The following is a 17139-nucleotide window of genomic DNA, read 5'->3' as shown; positions in this document are numbered from 1 at the left end:
CGGCGGCCGGGCGGCGCGATGTGCGCGGGGCCGTGCCGGCATGCGGCTTTGCCGTGTGGGCGCAGCGGGGGGCCGAGGGGCCGGCTTCCAGGGACGGGAAAGGACCGGAGGGGGGCGGGAATTCTCCGCGCCGCGACAGCGGCATGCGCCCGGTGCCGTGCGGGGGCCGGGTGGTTCACGCAAGGGAGAACCACCGTGACTCCTGGTGTTCAACCGGCGTTCAGGCATGGGCGGGAGTGTGGCGGGCGCACGAGGTTCGCCACCCTCCACGGACCGGCCACGCCACAGGAGACAGCATGTCGCTCACCCGCAGGGACTTCACCAGGACGTCCGCGCTCGCCGGTGTCACGCTGGCGGGCAGTGTGGCCGCCCTCGCCTCCGCGCCCCACGCCCTCGCGGTCACCGACACCGAGAGCGTGGACGAAGGCGCCGGGGCAGCGGCCGGACGGCACGACGGGGTCGGGTACGGGCCGCTCGTCGCGGATCCGGCCGGACTCCTCGCCCTGCCCGCCGGGTTCACCTACCGCGTCCTCACCCACACCGGTAGAACCCGCCTGGAATCGGGGGAGTTCACGCCCGCCGACCACGACGGCACCGCCGCCTTCCCCGGACCTCGCGGCAGCACCCTCCTGGTCAACAACCACGAGATGGACGGCCCGCGCGACGAACGGGAGTTCCCCGTCCCGCTCGCCGAGGGCCTGGTCTACGACCCGGCCGCCCCCGGTGGCTGCACCGTCGTCGAGGTGCGCCGCGACGGCAGCGTCGCCGAATGGGTCGGCATCGCCGGCACCGCCAACAACTGCGCCGGCGGCAGCACCCCCTGGGGCACCTGGCTCACCTGTGAGGAGAACTCCGACCGGGCCGGCCAGAACGGCATGACCAAGGACCACGGCTACGTCTTCGAGGTCGACCCCGCCGACCGGCGCGCCAACCGCGACCCCAAGCCGCTGAAGTTCTTCGGCCGTTACGACCACGAGGCCGTCGTCATCGACGTCAAGCGCGGCCACGCCTACCTCACCGAGGACGCCGACGAGCCCAACGGCCTCTTCTACCGCTGGACCCCGCCGGAGGACTTCCGCCACGGCCCCGGCAGGTTCCGCACCCTCGCCGACGACGCCGGCGTCCTCCAGGCGCCCAAGTGCTACGACTCCGGCGGCCGGTACGTCGACGACCTCTCCCGCGCCACGAGGACCGGCACGGTGTACGGCGTCGACTGGGTGGACGTACCCGACCGCGACGCGCGGACCGTCGACGTGCGTGAGCAGTTCGCGGAGGGCGAGGTCACCCGCGCCCGCAAGCTGGAGGGTATGTGGTGGGGTGACGGCGGGGCGTACATCGTCTCCTCGTACGCCCGCGAGGAGAGCCCCGTGCGGCACGACGGCCAGGTCTGGTTCTACGACCCCAGGCGCCGCACGCTGACCCTGAAGGTCCTGCTCGGCGCCGACCGGGACCCGTCCGGGGACGGTGCCTTCGACGGCCCGGACAACATCACCGTCTCGCCGTACGGCGGCCTGATCATCGCCGAGGACGGCGAGGGCGCGCAGCACCTGTTCGGCGCCACCGACAGCGGACGCACCTACCCCATCGCCCGCAACGAACTGAACATCGGCACCGAGGAGGAGCCCGAGTTCAGCGAATTCACCGGCGTCACTTTCTCCCCCGACGGCAAGACCCTGTACGCCAACATCCAGGAACCCGGCATCATGCTCGCCATCACCGGGCCCTGGAAGCGGCAGAAGCGCCGCTGATTAATTCGCTCGCCCGGCCGAGGGCCGCCCTCCTAGAGTGATGCACGTCCAGGTGCGAAGGCAGGACCTACTTCCACTCATCATGGGGCGGTCACGGGTTCGAGTCCCGTCACCGGCACAACGCGCCGGTGTAGCTCAGGGGTTAGAGCACCATCGTTGGTTCCGCCGGCCTCGATCTCTGGACACCACAACTTCACGTACCTCCCGGTGCGCGGGCGACGGCTCCTTCGCCGCAGACGAATCCAGGCCGCCGCCGACTTGATCTCGGGAGGTGCGGCATTTGGTGGGTGCCCGGTGCGCAGGCAGCGGGTACTTCTCGGATCGGGTTCACTGCGGGTTCGAATCCCGTCATCGGCTTCGGGCCGGTGTGGCGGAAGTGGAAGACGCGCCCGACTTGTTCCGCGGCCGACTCGTTTCTCGGGCACCCTCCTTTGTCGCGCCTCCCTCCGACAGCGAAAAGAATTCGGGGGAATTCACCATGGCGCGATTCAACATCCGGACCGCCAAGGCGCAGCCGGCGTCGCGCGTGACGTCGACCGGCCGTGTGCTGCGTACCTACGAGGGCGGCCGGGGCCGCGAGCGGGAGCCGCGCTCCGAGCTTTTCCTGCTCGCCGTGTCCCATTTCGTGACGCAGCGGGCCTTCTACGAGACCGGTGACGACCGCGACGACCGGTTCGCGAAGCTCGTGCGCGAGCTCGCCGTGAGCGACCCGTCCTGGACGGCCGGGCTGCTCGGCTGGCTGCGCGGCGAGGGCAACCTGCGGACCGCGTCGATCGTGGGCGCCGCCGAGTACGTCAAGGCCCGCCTGGACGCCGGCGCGACCGGCGGCCCGTCGAACCGGCAGGTCGTGGACTCCGTACTGCGGCGCCCCGACGAGCCCGGTGAACTCCTCGCGTACTGGACCGCCCGGTACGGGCGCGGCATCCCCAAGCCCGTCAAGCGCGGTCTCGCCGACGCCGTACGACGGCTCTACGGCGGCAAGTCCCTGCTGAAGTACGACACCGCGTCCAAGGGCTACCGCTTCGGCGACATCCTCAACCTGGTGCACGCGGCCCCCGACCCGGACAAGCCGTGGCAGGGAGAGCTGTTCCGGTACGCCCTCGACCGCCGGCACAACCCGGACACCGCGGTGCCACCCGCCTCGGACCGTGTCCTCACCGCGCACCGCGAGCTGATGGCACTGCCCGTCGCGGAGCGGCGCGCGGTCGTCACGGCACCCGACGGGGCCGAGCGGCTCGCGGCTGCGGGCATCACCTGGGAGGCGCTGGCGGGCTGGCTCCAGGGGCCGATGGACAAGGCGGCCTGGGAGGCCATGATTCCCTCCATGGGGGCGATGGCGTTGATCCGGAATCTGCGGAACTTCGACGAGGCCGGGGTCTCCGACGAAGCAGCGGCGCGGGTCGCCGCCCGCATCGCCGACCCGGCGGAGGTCGCGAAGTCCCGGCAGTTCCCCTTCCGGTACCTCGCCGCGTACCGGCACGCGCCGTCGCTGCGCTGGTCGTACCCGCTGGAGCAGGCGCTCGGCCACTCGCTGGCCAACGTGCCCGCGCTGCCCGGCCGCACCCTGGTGCTCGTCGACCGCTCCGGCTCGATGTTCTACTCGCGGATGTCGGACCGCTCCGAGCTCACCCGCGCGGACGCGGCGGCGGTCTTCGGCACGGCGCTCGCGCTGCGGGCCCGGAAGGCGGACCTCGTCGAGTTCGGCTCGACGAGCAGGCCGGTGCCGTTCCGCCGGGGCGAGTCGGTGCTGAGGATCCTCGGCCGGTTCGGCGACCTCGGCGGCACCGACACCACCGGGGCGGTGCGCCGGCACTACCGGCGGCACGACCGGGTGCTGATCGTCACCGACGAGCAGTACGCCCACAGCCACCACGGCGACCCGACCGAGCAGGTCCCGGCGGACGTGCCGGTCTACACCTGGAACCTCGCCGGGTACCGTGCGGGCCACGGCCCGTCGGGCACCGCGAACCGGCACACCTTCGGCGGTCTCTCCGACGCGGCCTTCCGGATGGTTCCGCTGCTGGAGGCCGGCCGGGACGCCGACTGGCCGTGGGCCGTGTGAGGCGGTGCTCCGTTCCGGGACCCTCCCCGCTGCCCGCTCGGTAGGGTACGGGGAGGGTTCCCGGGGTGAGGAGTGGCTGATGGCGCAGGTCAGGTCCATGCGCGCGGACGCCCGCCGCAATCGCGAACTGCTGCTGGAGGCCGCGGTGGAGGCGTTCGCCGCGCACGGTGAGGGCGCCTCGCTCGACGACATCGCCAAGCGGGCGGGCGTCGGGTCCGGCACGCTCTACCGGCACTTCCCCACGCGGCAGGCGCTGCTGGAGGCCGCGTACGTCGACCGCATCGAGTCGATCGCGGCGCGGGCCGGCGACCTGGCCGGGCGGCTGCCGCCGGGCGAGGCGCTGGTGGAGTGGCTGAACGAACTCGGCGCCGGGATGCTCCGGATCCGGGGACTGCGGGCGCTGCTGGGCGCCGCCGTCGGGGACGGCGGCACGGAGTGCTGCGATCCGCTGAAGAGCGCGGTGGACCGGCTGGTCGGGGCGGCGCGGGAGGCGGGCGTGCTGCGGCGCGACGTCGAGCCCGTCGACGTGCTGCGGCTGGCCCACGGGGTGGCGACGGCCTCGGAGCTGGCGGGCGGGGAGGGCACGCAGATCCGCCGGTACCTGGAGCTGCTGATGACCGGACTGCGGGCCCCGGACGCCCCCTGAGCGGGGGCGCCCGACGGCTCGCGGAGTGGTCACAGCGCCTGGGCGGCCGGCTTCACCATCCCCCGTACGGTGCGGGACTTCACGAAGTCGCCCATCGCGGTCATCTCCCACTCGCCGGAGTACTGGCGGATCAGCTTCGCCATCATCACGCCCGTCTGCGGTTCGGCGCTGGTGAGGTCGAAGCGGACCAGCTCCTCGCCCGTGGTGGCGTCCAGGAGGCGGCAGTACGCCTTGGCGACCTCGGTGAACTTCTGGCCGGAGAAGGAGTTGACCGTGAAGACCAGGCCGGAGACGTCCTGGGGGAGGCGTCCGAGGTCGACGGTGATCACCTCGTCGTCGCCGCCGCCCTCGCCGGTGAGGTTGTCGCCGGAGTGGCGGATCGCGCCGTTGACGATCTGGAGCTTGCCGAAGTAGCAGCTGTCGATGTGGTTGCGCTGCGGGCCGTAGGCGATGACCGAGGCGTCGAGGTCGATGTCCTTGCCGCGGTAGGCCGGCTCCCAGCCGAGCCCCATCTTGACCTGGGAGAGCAGCGGCCTGCCGCCCTTCATCAGGGAGACGGTCTGGTTCTTCTGGAGGCTGACCCGGCCCTTGTCGAGGTTGATCTTCCCGGTGCCGGGGGCGGCGGCGGGCGGGGCCGGGGGAGCGGCGGGCGCGGCGGGTGCCGTGGGAGCGGCGGCCGGCATGGGGGGTGCCTGCGGGGCGGCCGCCGGCTGGGGCGGGGCGGCGGCCGGTTCTTCGACCGTGACGCCGAAGTCGGTGGCGATGCCGGCCAGGCCGTTGGCGTAGCCCTGGCCGACGGCGCGGGCCTTCCAGGCGCCGTTGCGCAGGTAGATCTCGACGACCACCAGGGCCGTCTCGGTGCCGAGGGCCGGGGGTGTGAAGGTGGCCAGGACCGCGTTGTCGTCCGCGTTGCGGAGGGTGGCGGTGGGCTCGATGCCCTGGAAGGTCTGGCCGGCGGCGTCGGGGCTGGCGGTGACGACGATCTTCTCGATGCCGGGGGGTACGGCCGTGGTGTCGACCGTGATGGCGTCGGGGGCGGTGCCGCCGCCGGACCGGTAGGTCACGCCCGGGCCGGCGGGCTGGTTGTAGAAGATGAAGTCGTCGTCGGAGCGCACCTTGCCGTCGGCGGTGAGCAGCAGGCCCGATACGTCGAGCCGCACGGGCGCGGAGACGTCCACCGTCACTCGGGCGGCGGGGAGAGGGATGTTCGAGCCGGGGGTCATTGCGGTCATGCCGGGTGAACGAGCGGGGGCGTTTTGCCGTTCCCTTACCTCCGGCCCGATCGGGCCGGAGGGATCTCGCCCCCGCCGCCCCTTCCCGTCCCGAACCTGGGGCTCCGCCCCAGACCCCGCTCCTCAAACGCCGGAGGGGCTACATCTCAGCCTCTCCGGCGTTTGAGGAGCGGGGGTCCGGGGGCAGCGCCCCCGGGATGGGACGGGTAAGAGCGGCGGGGGCGAAAACCTTTACGGCACCACCACGATCTTCCTGCCGACGCCGGACGCGAACTGCTCCAGCGCCTGCGGGTACTGGTCGAGCGGCAGACGGTCGCTGATGAAGACGTCCGGGTCCAGGACACCCCCGGCGAACAGCTCCGCCGCCCGCTCGTAGCTGTGCAGCACGGCCATGGACCCCGTGATGGTGATCTCCTGGTTGTAGATCCGGTACGGGTCGATCGTCACCCGCGTCGCGTAGTCGGCCACCCCGAACTGGAGGAACGTACCGGCCTTGGCCACCCGGTCCAGGCCGTCCTGGATCGCCGCCGCGTTGCCCGTCGCGTCGATGACGAGGTCCCAGCCCTGCGGCCGGTCCAGCTCGTCCGGCGACGCCGCCGCCGCGGAGACCCCCAGCTGCCGCGCCGTCTCCAGCCGCGCCGGGTTCAGGTCCACCACGTCCACGCTCGCGGCGCCGGTCCGCTTCGCCAGCTCCAGCATCATCAGGCCCATGGTCCCGGACCCGTAGATCAGCACGTGCGCGCCGAGACGCGACTGGAGCACGTCGTAGCCGCGCACCGCGCACGACAGCGGCTCGATCAGCGCCGCGTCCTGGGTGCGGACGTGCTCCGGGAGCTTCACACAGTTCGCCACCGGCGCCACCGCGTACTGGGCCGCGCCGCCCGCCGTGGTGACGCCGATCGCCGCCCACCGCTCGCACATGTTGTTGTGGCCGACGCGGCAGTAGCGGCACTCGTGGCAGTACAGGGAGGGGTCGACCGCGACCCGGTCGCCGAGCGACACCTCGGTGACCTGGGAGCCGATCCCGACCACCTCGCCGGCGAACTCGTGCCCCGGCACGATCGGCAGCTTCGGCGCGAACTCGCCCTGGAGGATGTGCAGGTCCGTGCCGCACAGCCCGCACGCGGCGACCTCGACGACGACGTCGCGCGGCCCTGGTGTCGGGTCCGGGACCTCGGCGACGACGGCCTTGCCCACGGACTCGATGACGGCGGCCTTCATTTCACGGCTCCCAACGACAGGCCCTGGACGAGTTTGTCCTGGGCGGCGAACCCCGCGGCGAGCACCGGCAGGGAGATGACGAGCGACGCGGCGCACACCTTGGCCAGGAACAGGCCCTGGCTGGTGATGAAGCCGGTCAGGAAGACGGGGGCGGTCTCGGCGACCACGCCCGTCAGGACCCGGGCGAAGAGCAGTTCGTTCCAGCTGAAGATGAAGCAGATGAGGGAGGTGGCGGCGATGCCGGGGAGCGCGATGGGCGCGACGACCCGGGCCAGGATCGTCGGCAGTTTCGCGCCGTCCACCCGCGCGGCCTCGATGATCGCGACCGGGACCTCGGCGAGGAAGGACTGCATCATCCACACCGCGATCGGCAGGTTCATGGAGGTGTAGAGGATGACCAGCAGCCAGATGTTGTCCAGCATGTCCGTGTTCTTGGCGAACAGGTAGATCGGCAGCAGGCCGGCCACGACGGGCAGCATCTTGGTGGAGAGGAAGAAGAAGAGGACGTCCGTCCACTTCTTCACCGGGCGGATGGACAGGGCGTACGCGGCGGGCAGTGCCAGGACCAGGACGAACAGGGTCGACACGATCGACGCCACCGCGGAGTTGATCAGCGCAGGCCAGGGGCTGGCGCCGCCGTCCGCGCCGAAGAACTCGCGGTAGCCGTCGAGGGTGAGGGCGGCGGTGAAGGACGGCGGGTTGGTGGCCGCGTCCGTCTCGGAGTGGAAGGACGTCAGCGCCATCCAGGCGATGGGCAGGAAGAACACGATGCCGGCCAGCCAGGCGACCAGGCCGAGACCCGCTCCGCCGCGGAACCGGCCGCCGGTGCGTACGGTGGTGCTGCTCATGCGCGGGACACCTCCTCGCGGAACAGGGACGAGACCACGCGCAGGGCGAAGGTCGCGATGATGATGGAGCCGATGACGACCAGGACGCCGGCGGCCGAGGCGAGGCCGTTCTCGTGGGCCTGGTAGAAGGTCTGGTAGACGGTGTAGGGCAGGTTGGCGGTGCCCAGGCCGCCGGACGTGATGGTGAAGACCGCGTCGAAGTTCTGCACGATGTAGATCGAGCCGAGCAGGGCGCCCAGTTCGAGGTAGCGGCGCAGGTGGGGCAGGGTGAGGTGGACGAAGATCTGCCAGTCGCTCGCGCCGTCGACGCGGGCGGCCTCGATCTGCTGCTGGTCCCGGCTCTGCAGTCCGGCGAGCAGGATCAGCATCATGAACGGGGTCCACTGCCACACCAGTGAGGCCTCGACGGCGAGCAGCGGAGTGTTGGAGATCCAGTCGGGCTGAGGGCCGCCGACGTAGTGCAGCAGGCCGTTGAGGAGTCCGTACTCGGGGTTGTAGAGGACGTGTTTCCACAGCAGCGCGGCCGCCACCGGGACCACCAGGAACGGGGCGATGAGCAGGGTGCGGACGATGCCCCGGCCGCGGAACTTCCGGTCCAGCAGCAGGGCGAGCAGCAGTCCGAGGACCAGGCTGGCGAGGACGACCGCGACGGTCAGCAGGATCGTCGTCCAGACCGACTTGCGCAGGGCCGCGTCGGTGAGGACCTCCTGGTAGTTCTCGAAGCCGGCGAAGTGACGGGCGTCGGGATAGAGGGAGTTCCAGTCGAAGAAGGAGATCACCAGCGTCGCCACGAAGGGCAGCTGGGTCACCGCGATCATGAAGATCAGGGCGGGCAGCAGGGGGGCCCGGGTGGCCCAGGCGCGCAGCCGGGCGGAGGGCGGGCGGAGGGCGGAGCGTGTCTCCGGCGCGGCCACGGGGGCCGTTGTCGTGGCGGTCATCGTCCCTCGTACTCCTCGGCGATCTCTTCTGCGAGCTGCTGGGACTTCCTCAGGGCCGACTCGACGGACTGGCGTCCGGCGATGGCCGCGCTGATCTCCTGGGAGACCTTGGTGCCGAGATCGGTGAACTCGGGGATGCCGACGAACTGGATGCCGGGGGCCGGACGGGGCTGTACGCCGGGGTCGTCGGGCCGGGCCTGCTCGATGGCCTCCTTGGTCATCTCCTGGAAGGCGGCGGCCTCCGCGCGGTAGTCGGGGTTGGCGTAGGTGGAGGCGCGCTTTCCGGCCGGGATGTTCGACCAGCCGATCTGGTCGCCGACCAGCTGCTCGTACTCCTTGCTGGAGGCCCAGGAGACGAACTTCCAGGCGTTGTCGGGGTTGCGGGAGGCGTGCTGGATGCCCCAGGCCCAGGTGTAGAGCCAGCCGGAGGACTCGGTCTTCTCGACGGGCGCGGGGGCGTAACCGACCTTGCCCTTGACGGGGGAGTCGGCGGCCTCCAGGGAGCCGGCCGCGGAGGTGGCGTCGTACCACATGGCGACCTTGCCCTGGGTCATGTTGTTCAGGCACTCGGCGAAGCCGGCCTGGGGGGCGCCGGACTCGCCGTGCTCGCGGACCAGGCCGACGTAGAACTCCACGGCCTCCTTCCACTCGGGGGAGTCGAGCCGGGCCTTCCAGTCCTTGTCGAACCAGGTGCCGCCGAAGGTGTTGACCACGGTGGTCAGCGGGGCCATGACCTCGCCCCAGCCGGGCAGCCCGCGCAGGCAGATGCCCTTCATGCCCGGTTCGGCGCCGTCGAGTTCGGCGGCGAGGTCGGCCACCTGCCGCCAGGTGGGCTCGGCGGGCATGGTCAGGCCCTCCTTCTCGAAGATGTCCTTGCGGTACATCAGGAAGGACGACTCGCCGTAGAAGGGCTGGCCGTAGAGCTTGCCGTCGTCGCCGGTGAGGGACTGGCGCATCGGCTTGAGGACGTCCTGCTCGTCGTAGGAGGCGTCCTCACCGACGTAGGAGTCCATCTCGTGGAGCCAGCCGTTGCGGGCGTAGATGGGGATCTCGTAGTTGGACAGGGTGGCCACGTCGTACTGGCCGGCCTGGTTGGCGAAGTCCTGGCTGATCTTGTCGCGGACGTCGTTCTCCGGCAGCACGGTGAAGTTGACCTTGATGCCGGTTTCCTCGGTGAAGTGGTCCGCGGTCAGCTTCTGCAACTCGACCATCTGCGGGTTGTTGACCATCAGGACGTTGATGGAGTCACCGCCGGATCCGGCCCCGCCCGCTCCGACCCAGCAGCCGGAGAGCAGCGGGGCGAGCAGCGTCCCTGCGGCGGCCGCGGCGAGTGTGGCTCGCGGCGGCCTCCGTCGGCTCTGGGTTCGCATGGATCGCTCCTGGACATAGAGGGAGATAACGGGCGTGATCCGGTGTGGATCGGCCCGAGGGGGACGTGGAACGGTGTGCTGATCTGGTTCAGACCCGGATGACCTGCGGCCCCAGCAGGGAGTAGCGATGGGCCTCGGCCGCCGGGAGCAGGGTGCTCGTGACGATCGCCTCCAGCGCGCCGACCTCGGCGAACCGGCAGAAGCTGACCGCCCCGAACTTGGTGTGGACACCGGCGAACACCACCCGGCGGGAGGCCCGGACCGCCTGTGCCTTGACCTCGCTGACCGCGGGGTCGGGCGTGGTCAGTCCGTGTTCGCGGGAGATCCCGTTGGCGCCGATGAACGCCAGGTCGATGACGAAACCGGAGAGCATCCTCGTCGTCCAGTGGTCGACGGTGGCGAGGGTTCCGGAGCGGACCCGGCCGCCGAGCAGCAGGACGGACGTGGTGCCGGTCTCCGCGAGCGCGCCCGCGACCGGCAGGGAGGCGGTGACCACGGTGAGCGGCCGGTCGGTGGGCAGGGCCTCGGCGATGAGCTGGGGGGTGAAGCCCTCGTCGACGAAGACCGTCTCGGCGTCCCCGATCAGCTCGGCCGCGGCGGCCGCGACCCTGCGCTTCTCGGGGACGTGGCTGGTGGCGCGGAAGGCGAGCGTCGTCTCGAAGCCGGCGCTCTCCACGGGATAGGCGCCGCCGTGGGTGCGGCGCACCAGACCGTGGTCCTCCAGGGCGCGCAGGTCCCGTCGTACGGTCTCCTTGGCCACGCCCAGGTCGGCGGCGAGCGCGCTGACGTCGACCGAGCCGGTGGTGCGTGCCACCCGTACGATCTCCCGCTGGCGTTCTTCGGCCGTCCTGTTGCTCATGGCCGGACTCCCGTTTCCTGGTCTCGCTGCCCGTTCGGGCCCGGTGGGACCCATGCAGGAAGTTCTACAGCGGGCTTTCGGAGCTGACCAGGTCTGTCGCGAGTCCGTTGCTGCCCGGTTGTGCCCGTTCGGATCGTCCCGTGTCCGGCTCGGACCTGGGAGGGTGCGGGGGAGCGGGTGGGAGCGGGCAGCGCGGATGCCCGAATACGGCGGCGGGCGGGCCCGTTCGCTGCCCGCCCGCCGTCGGATGCGTCGATTTTCCGCCGGAGTTGCTCCGTCAGTACGGCCAGACGGGCGGGTCGGTGACGAAGTGGCCGCCGAGGCGGGCGTGCGCCGGGTTGTCCGGGTCCAGCTCGCCCTGCTCGGCGATCAGCTTCTCGGCGTACGGCTCGGAGTCGTCCTGGGGGTCGTAGCCGAGCGCCCGCGCGGAGGAAAGGTCCCACCACAGGCGGGTGTTGGCGGAGGAGCCGTGGACGACGGTGTGGCCGACGTCCTCGGCGGTCAGGGCGGCGTGGAAGAGGCGGGCGCCGTCGGCGGGGCTCATCCACACCGAGAGCATGCGCACGCTGGTCGGCTCGGGGAAGCAGGAGCCGATGCGCACGGAGACGGTCTCGATGCCGTGCTTGTCCCAGTAGAGCTGGGCGAGGTCCTCGCCGAAGCACTTGGACAGGCCGTAGAAGGTGTCGGGACGGCGCGGGGTGTCGACCGGGATGAGGGGGTCGTCGCCCCGCGGGCGCGGGGTGTAGCCGACGGCGTGGTTGGAGGAGGCGAAGACGACGCGCTTGACGCCCTCCTCGCGGGCGGCCTCGTACAGGTGGTACGTGCCCTCGATGTTGGCCTTCAGGATCTTCTCGAACGGGGCTTCCAGGGAGATGCCCGCGAGGTGGATGATCGCGTCGACGCCGCGGACCGCCTCGCGCACGGCGTCCCGGTCGGCGAGGTCCGCGACGATCGCGTCCGGTTCGCCGTCGATCGGGCGCAGGTCGAGCAGGCGCAGTTCGTAGCCGAGGTCCGGGAGCAGGTCCCGCATCAGCGTGCCGAGGCCGCCGGCGGCGCCGGTGAGCAGAACGGTGCGGGGAGCGGGCATCCTCGGGTCTCCTTGCCTCGCCGACCGTGTCACCCCTGCACATGGGTGCACGATGTTCATATTCTTGGACACGCTAAGAAGGCGGGGCGTGGTGCGTCAAGTATCCCGCGACTTCCCGTGGAACGAAAGAATTCGCTGGTGCGTGACGGGATGCGGTGCTTGACCGGGACCTCCGGGGCGTCTTAGCGTGAACATGTTCAAATATGGGGACGTGAATCAGAAATGTGGACCAGGGAGAGCTTGTGACGTCAGCCCCTCTCGCCGCCCGACTCGGTGTTCCCAGCGGGCCGCTGTTCTTCCCGGTCACCGCCTACGGACCGGACGGCTCCGTCGATCTCGACACCTACCGCCTCCATGTGCGGCGCGGGGTGGAGGCCGGAGCCGCCGCCGTGTTCGCCTGCTGCGGCACCGGTGAATTCCACGCGCTGACGCCGGAGGAGTTCGAACTGTGCGTCACGGCCGCCGCGGAGGCCGCCGACGGGCGCGTCCCGGTCGTCGCGGGCGCCGGATACGGCACCGCGCTCGCGGTCCGCTACGCCCGCCTCGCCGAACGCGCCGGGGCCGACGGACTGCTCGCGATGCCGCCCTACCTGGTCAGGGCCGCGCAGGAGGGACTGCTGCGGCACTACCGGGAACTGGCCGCGGCCACCTCCCTGCCGGTCATCGTCTACCAGCGCGACAACGCCGTCCTCACCCCCGAAAGCGTCGTCGAACTGGCCCGTACGGAAGGGATCGTCGGCTTCAAGGACGGCCTCGGCGACCTCGGCCTGATGCAGCGGATCGTCAGCGCCGTACGCACCGAGGGCCCCGCCGACTTCCTGTACTTCAACGGGCTGCCGACCGCCGAACTGACCCAGCCCGCCTACGACGGCATCGGCGTCATCCTCTACTCGTCCGCGGCGTTCTGCTTCGTGCCGGAGATCGCCCTCGCCTGCCACACCGCCTTCCGCACCGGCGACACGGCCACCGCGCACCGCCTGATCGACGGCTTCTACCGGCCGTTCGTCGAACTGCGCGACCGGGGCAGCGGCTACGCCGTCTCCCTCGTCAAGGCCGGCGTACGCCTGCGCGGCCTGGACGTGGGGGAGGTCAGGCCGCCGCTGCACGAACCGGCCGGGGACCATGTCAAGCAGCTCGCTCGGCTGATCGAGCGGGGACACGCACTGCTGGAGGAGAGCCGGTGAAGACGTCGGCGTTCGTCTACCCCTGGGACGTCAACGGGGACCCGGAGGCACCCGCGCGGATCGCCGCGCTCGGCACGGCGCAGGTGACGCTCGCCTCCGCCTACCACTCCACCCGCGCGCTGACCCCGCGCCACCCGCGCCACCGCGTCGTCACCGCCGAACACGCGGCCGTGCTGTACCCGGCCGGGGACCACTGGTCCGGCCGCACCCCGCGCCCGTACCCGGCCGGCGACTGGGCACCCGGCGACGCCTTCGGCGAGGCCGCCGCCGCCCTCACGGACGCGGGCCTGGAGGTGCACACCTGGGTGGTGCTCGCGCACAACTCCCGCCTCGGCGCGGAGCATCCGGACACCTCGGTGGTCAACGCCTACGGCGACCGCTACCCCTGGGCGCCGTGTATCGCCCAGCCCGCCACCCGCGCGTACCTGACCGGCCTCGCCGCCGAGGCGGCGGTACGCCCCGGGGCGCGCGGCACCGAGCTGGAGTCCCTCGGCTGGTACGGACTGGCCCATCTGCACGCCCACGACAAGACCGCCGGGGTCGGCCTCGGGGACGCCGGACAGTACCTGATGTCCCTGTGCTTCTGCCCCTCCTGCCGGGAGGGCTACGGGGCGCACGGCCTGGACGCCGACGGACTCGCCGCCGCCGTACGCGCCGCGCTGGAACCGGTGTGGCGGGGGGCGCCCTCCGACGGGGGCTGGGCGGGCGTCGAGAAGCTCCTCGGCGAGACACCGGCGAACGCCACGCGCGCGTGGCGCGACGCGACGGCCCGCACGCTCCAGGAGGCCGCGGTCCGGGCCGTACGGGAGGCCGCGCCCGAAGGCTTCCAGGTCCTCCTGCACGCGGACCCGGTCTCCTACCACTGCGGCGCCAACGCCGGCGTCGACCCGGCCCACATCCTCTCCGTCGCCGACGGAGTGGTCGTGCCCTGCACGGGAGGCGCCGGCCTGCTGACGCCGTTCGCTCGGGAGGCCCGCGCGGACACCGTCCTCGCCGCCAACTTCACCGTGGTCTCCGGCATGGGCGGCAGCCCCGGCACGCTGGCGGCGGACGCGACGGAGGCCCGCCGGCTGGGCGCGACGGAACTGCGGCTGTATCACGCGGGGCTGGCGTCGGACGGGGACCTGGAGGCGGTGCGGTCGGCGCTCGCCGGCCTGTGAGACAGCATCGCCGACGTCACCGCCAGGACACCCCCGAGCACGGCCAGCAGCAGCCGGTGGTCGACGAGTTCGACCAGGGCCGCGCCCGCCGCCAGGCCGAGGACGTTCGGGGCGAACACCAGCGTGCCGGCGGTGGCGGTGACCCGGCCCAGCAGCGGCGGCGGGGTCTCGCGCTGCACGGCGGTCAGGGTGGCGATCAGCACGGCGGGCAGGCCCGCGCCGATCGCCGCGCTGCACACCCACGCCAGCGGGTCGTCCGGCACCGCGCGCAGCGCCACCGCGACCGCCAGTACGGCGATGCCGTACGCCGCGAAGCGCCGTTCGCCGAGGCGGCGCAGGGCCGGGCCGGAGAGCAGGCCGACCGCCACCGACCCCGCGCCCTGGACGGCGTACAGCACACCGGCGTACGCGGGGGAGTGGCCGAGGGCGTCGACCACGGCGTAGAGCAGCGCCCCGCTCAGGCCCGCGCACAGCATCGTCGTGCCGCCCGCCAGCACCAAGGGGCGCAGGAGCGGATGCGCCCACAGGTGGCGGGCGCCCTCGGCCGTCCGCTTCCGGCGGTTGCCCGACGGGGGCGCCGGCCGGTCCTCCCGTACCCGCAGGAACGCGTACACGACCGCGGCGAGCAGGAAGGTGACCGAGTCCAGTACGGCGACACCCGCCCCGCCGTACGCCGCGTACAGGCCCGCGCCCGCCAGCGGGGCCAGCAGCTTCATGCCCTCGCCGGCGGTCGTCCGCAGCCCGTTGAAGTCACCGAGCAGGGAGCGGTCCACGGCGGTGGCGATCAGCGCCGACTCGGCCGCGTCGTGGACGACGCCCGTCGCGCCGTACACGAACAGCACCGCGTACAGCAGCCACAGCCCGCGCGGTGAGTCGACGGCGCAGAGGGTGAGCAGCAGCACCGCCATCAGCAGGCTCGCGGCGATCAGCAGCGGCCGGCGGCGGAACCGGTCGGCCAGGGTGCCCAGCAGCGGGCCGGCCAGGGTGGGTGCCCACATCGCCAGCAGGCACAGGGCCGCGAGACCGTCCGAGCCGGTGAGGTCCTTGACCCACACCCCCGAGGCCAGCCACAGCGCGGAGGTGCCGAACCCGGAGATCACCACCCCGGCGAGGCAGAGCCCGGCGTTGCGGTCGCGTATGACGCGGGCCGTCGTCCATGTCGTCGTCATGCCTGGCCATCGTGGGGCTAAGGACGGGCCCCGGGGATCGGGCAGATGCCTTAGAGACGAGGCGGCCGGGCGATGAGTTCCGCCGCCGGGATCGGTCTACCACCCAGGAAGACCCTCAGGAGGGCAGCCCGATGACCGACACCACGCTCGACCTCGGACCGCAGACCCGGATCGTGGCCCGCCTCGCCGAAGGCGTCACCGACGAACAGCTGGCGGACGGGACGCCCTGCCCGCGGTACGCGGTACGGAACATGCTGGGCCACCTCCTCGGGCTGGCCGTCGCCTTCCGGGACGCCGGCCGCAAGAAGCCGGGTGCCACCACCGACACCGGCCCGGAGACCGCCCTGCCGGACATCGGGCCCGGCTGGCGCGAGGAGCTGCCCGAGGTGCTCGACGAACTCGCCGGGGTCTGGCGGGACCCGGCGGCCTGGACCGGCATGACCCGCGCGGGCGGCCTGGACCTGCCGGGCGACGTCGCCGGTGCCGTCACCGCCGACGAGCTCGTGATCCACGGCTGGGACCTGGCCCGCGCGACCGGCCAGTCGTACGCGCCCGATCCCGTCCTGCTGCGGGCGTCGTACGACTTCCTCCTGGCCGCCGCCGCGGACTCCGACCGGGACGGCGGCATCTTCGGCCCCGTGGTCCCCGTCCCGCCCGACGCCCCGCTCCTGGACCGGACGATCGGGCTGAGCGGCCGGGACCCGGGCTGGACGCGGCCCGCGTAAAGGGCGAGGACCGCGTAAAGCAGGAGCGCGGGCCGAGGACCGAGTTAAAGCAGGCGCGCGGGCCGGGCAGCGCCTCATAGCCTCCCCGCATGACTTCCGATCTCGCACTCACCGTCCTCGGCACCGCCTCCCCGCACCCCGGCCCCGACCGCCCCAGCTCCGGGTATCTCCTGCGCGGTGGTGGCGCCGAGGTGTGGGTCGACGCGGGGTTCGGGACGTTCGCCGAGTTGCGGCGGCACACGGACCCGGCGCGCATCGACGCCGTGTGGATCTCCCATCTGCACGCCGATCACAGCGCCGATCTGCTCGCCGCCGTGTACGGCCTCGCGTACGGCGGGCTCACCCCGCCCGCGCCGATCCCCGTCCACGCGCCGGCCGGCTGCGCACAGCGGCTCGCCGGGTTCTTCGGGCGCCCGGACACCGACTTCCTCAGCGGCGTATTCGACTTCCGGCCCCTGTACGACGGGCAGACCGTCCGGCACGGCGGCCTGTCCCTCACCTCCACCGCCGTCGTCCACGACGTCGAGGCCTACGGGCTGCGCGCCGAGTGCGCGGGGCGGGTCCTCGCCTACTCCGGGGACAGCGGACCGTGCGACGCGCTCACCGGACTCGCCCGCGGCGCCGACCTGTTCCTCTGCGAGGCGGACATCGACGAGCATCGCGAAAGCGAACGGGTCCACCTGACGCCCGAGGACGCCGGCGACACCGCCCGGCGGGCGGCCGTGCGCGCACTCCTCGTCACCCACGTCGGCCCCGCGCTCACCCCCGAGGCCGCGACCGGCCGGGCCGCCTCCGCCTTCGGCGGACCCACCGCCACCGCCCGGGAGGGCCGCACGTACACCGTGTGAGGCAACAGAAACTTTCTGTGTCAGAAGCATTGACGAAACTCT

15 protein-coding genes are annotated in these 17139 nt (G+C 72.2%); 7 read left to right on the top strand and 8 right to left on the bottom strand.

All coding sequences use genetic code 11. The features are described from left to right. The first annotated feature begins 296 nt into the window (after positions 1-296). The 3 genes from IH50_RS0107485 (at position 297) to IH50_RS0107475 (ending at position 4456) form a co-directional block, all read left to right on the top strand. Positions 297-1748, top strand: a complete 1452-nt coding sequence (locus IH50_RS0107485) for an alkaline phosphatase PhoX (RefSeq protein WP_030858633.1) — start codon at positions 297-299, stop codon at positions 1746-1748. Positions 1749-2226: 478 nt separating this feature from the next. Next, the gene (locus IH50_RS0107480; protein WP_030858630.1) at positions 2227-3810 is read left to right on the top strand and encodes a TROVE domain-containing protein; all 1584 of its coding nucleotides are present in this window, start codon (positions 2227-2229) and stop codon (positions 3808-3810) included. Positions 3811-3889: 79 nt separating this feature from the next. Then, entirely contained in the window at positions 3890-4456 is a 567-nt protein-coding gene (locus IH50_RS0107475; RefSeq protein WP_030858628.1) for a TetR/AcrR family transcriptional regulator, read from the top strand. 29 nt (positions 4457-4485) lie between these two features. Here the strand turns inward: IH50_RS0107475 and IH50_RS0107470 are convergent, their stop codons facing one another. From IH50_RS0107470 to IH50_RS0107440, 7 genes are all read right to left on the bottom strand, one after another. After that, positions 4486-5679, bottom strand: coding sequence for a TerD family protein (locus IH50_RS0107470; protein WP_030858626.1), 1194 nt, complete (start codon positions 5677-5679; stop codon positions 4486-4488). A gap of 240 nt (positions 5680-5919) precedes the next feature. Further along, positions 5920-6909, bottom strand: a complete 990-nt coding sequence (locus IH50_RS0107465; RefSeq protein WP_030858624.1) for a zinc-dependent alcohol dehydrogenase family protein — start codon at positions 6907-6909, stop codon at positions 5920-5922. Next, positions 6906-7757, bottom strand: coding sequence for a carbohydrate ABC transporter permease (locus IH50_RS0107460; RefSeq protein ID WP_030858622.1), 852 nt, complete (start codon positions 7755-7757; stop codon positions 6906-6908). The genes IH50_RS0107465 and IH50_RS0107460 overlap by 4 nt, the downstream gene beginning before the upstream one ends. Then, positions 7754-8695, bottom strand: a complete 942-nt coding sequence (locus tag IH50_RS0107455) for a carbohydrate ABC transporter permease (RefSeq protein WP_030858620.1) — start codon at positions 8693-8695, stop codon at positions 7754-7756. The genes IH50_RS0107460 and IH50_RS0107455 overlap by 4 nt, the downstream gene beginning before the upstream one ends. After that, entirely contained in the window at positions 8692-10065 is a 1374-nt protein-coding gene (locus IH50_RS0107450; protein WP_030858618.1) for an ABC transporter substrate-binding protein, read from the bottom strand. Before IH50_RS0107450 ends, IH50_RS0107455 begins: the two co-directional genes overlap by 4 nt. An 88-nt stretch (positions 10066-10153) precedes the next feature. Beyond that, positions 10154-10924 carry a DeoR/GlpR family DNA-binding transcription regulator gene (locus tag IH50_RS0107445; RefSeq protein ID WP_030858617.1) on the bottom strand — a complete coding sequence of 257 codons (771 nt, stop codon included), beginning with the start codon at positions 10922-10924 and terminating at the stop codon, positions 10154-10156. A gap of 277 nt (positions 10925-11201) precedes the next feature. Next, entirely contained in the window at positions 11202-12011 is an 810-nt protein-coding gene (locus tag IH50_RS0107440; protein ID WP_030858615.1) for an NAD-dependent epimerase/dehydratase family protein, read from the bottom strand. A gap of 242 nt (positions 12012-12253) precedes the next feature. Here IH50_RS0107440 and IH50_RS0107435 point away from each other — a divergent pair, with 242 nt between their 5' ends. Both IH50_RS0107435 and IH50_RS0107430 read left to right on the top strand, forming a co-directional pair. Beyond that, positions 12254-13195 carry a 5-dehydro-4-deoxyglucarate dehydratase gene (locus tag IH50_RS0107435; RefSeq protein ID WP_030858614.1) on the top strand — a complete coding sequence of 314 codons (942 nt, stop codon included), beginning with the start codon at positions 12254-12256 and terminating at the stop codon, positions 13193-13195. Then, complete coding sequence (locus IH50_RS0107430) at positions 13192-14355, top strand: hypothetical protein (RefSeq protein WP_030858613.1); 1164 nt, start codon at positions 13192-13194, stop codon at positions 14353-14355. Before IH50_RS0107435 ends, IH50_RS0107430 begins: the two co-directional genes overlap by 4 nt. Here the strand turns inward: IH50_RS0107430 and IH50_RS0107425 are convergent. Then, on the bottom strand, positions 14292-15524 hold the full coding sequence (locus IH50_RS0107425) for an MFS transporter (protein ID WP_030858611.1): 1233 nt from the start codon (positions 15522-15524) through the stop codon (positions 14292-14294). The two genes, IH50_RS0107430 and IH50_RS0107425, sit on opposite strands and share 64 nt — an antisense overlap. Before the next feature lie 131 nt (positions 15525-15655). Here IH50_RS0107425 and IH50_RS0107420 point away from each other — a divergent pair, with 131 nt between their 5' ends. Then, entirely contained in the window at positions 15656-16249 is a 594-nt protein-coding gene (locus IH50_RS0107420) for a TIGR03086 family metal-binding protein (RefSeq protein WP_030858609.1), read from the top strand. Between the two features lie 89 nt (positions 16250-16338). Then, complete coding sequence (locus IH50_RS0107415; protein ID WP_030858607.1) at positions 16339-17097, top strand: MBL fold metallo-hydrolase; 759 nt, start codon at positions 16339-16341, stop codon at positions 17095-17097. Positions 17098-17139 lie beyond the last annotated feature (42 nt).

The organism is Streptomyces sp. NRRL S-37 (genome assembly GCF_000721605.1).
GTDB lineage: Bacteria > Actinomycetota > Actinomycetes > Streptomycetales > Streptomycetaceae > Streptomyces.
This window is presented reverse-complemented; position numbering and strand designations above follow the sequence as displayed.

Coding starts and splice junctions, on each gene's coding strand:
- IH50_RS0107415 (WP_030858607.1), top strand. CDS start 16,339: ATGACTTCCGATCTCGCACTCACCGTCCTCGGCACCGCCTCCCCGCAC.
- IH50_RS0107465 (WP_030858624.1), bottom strand. CDS start 6,909: ATGAAGGCCGCCGTCATCGAGTCCGTGGGCAAGGCCGTCGTCGCCGAG.
- IH50_RS0107475 (WP_030858628.1), top strand. CDS start 3,890: ATGGCGCAGGTCAGGTCCATGCGCGCGGACGCCCGCCGCAATCGCGAA.
- IH50_RS0107455 (WP_030858620.1), bottom strand. CDS start 8,695: ATGACCGCCACGACAACGGCCCCCGTGGCCGCGCCGGAGACACGCTCC.
- IH50_RS0107480 (WP_030858630.1), top strand. CDS start 2,227: ATGGCGCGATTCAACATCCGGACCGCCAAGGCGCAGCCGGCGTCGCGC.
- IH50_RS0107445 (WP_030858617.1), bottom strand. CDS start 10,924: ATGAGCAACAGGACGGCCGAAGAACGCCAGCGGGAGATCGTACGGGTG.
- IH50_RS0107420 (WP_030858609.1), top strand. CDS start 15,656: ATGACCGACACCACGCTCGACCTCGGACCGCAGACCCGGATCGTGGCC.
- IH50_RS0107440 (WP_030858615.1), bottom strand. CDS start 12,011: ATGCCCGCTCCCCGCACCGTTCTGCTCACCGGCGCCGCCGGCGGCCTC.
- IH50_RS0107470 (WP_030858626.1), bottom strand. CDS start 5,679: ATGACCCCCGGCTCGAACATCCCTCTCCCCGCCGCCCGAGTGACGGTG.
- IH50_RS0107450 (WP_030858618.1), bottom strand. CDS start 10,065: ATGCGAACCCAGAGCCGACGGAGGCCGCCGCGAGCCACACTCGCCGCG.
- IH50_RS0107425 (WP_030858611.1), bottom strand. CDS start 15,524: ATGACGACGACATGGACGACGGCCCGCGTCATACGCGACCGCAACGCC.
- IH50_RS0107460 (WP_030858622.1), bottom strand. CDS start 7,757: ATGAGCAGCACCACCGTACGCACCGGCGGCCGGTTCCGCGGCGGAGCG.
- IH50_RS0107485 (WP_030858633.1), top strand. CDS start 297: ATGTCGCTCACCCGCAGGGACTTCACCAGGACGTCCGCGCTCGCCGGT.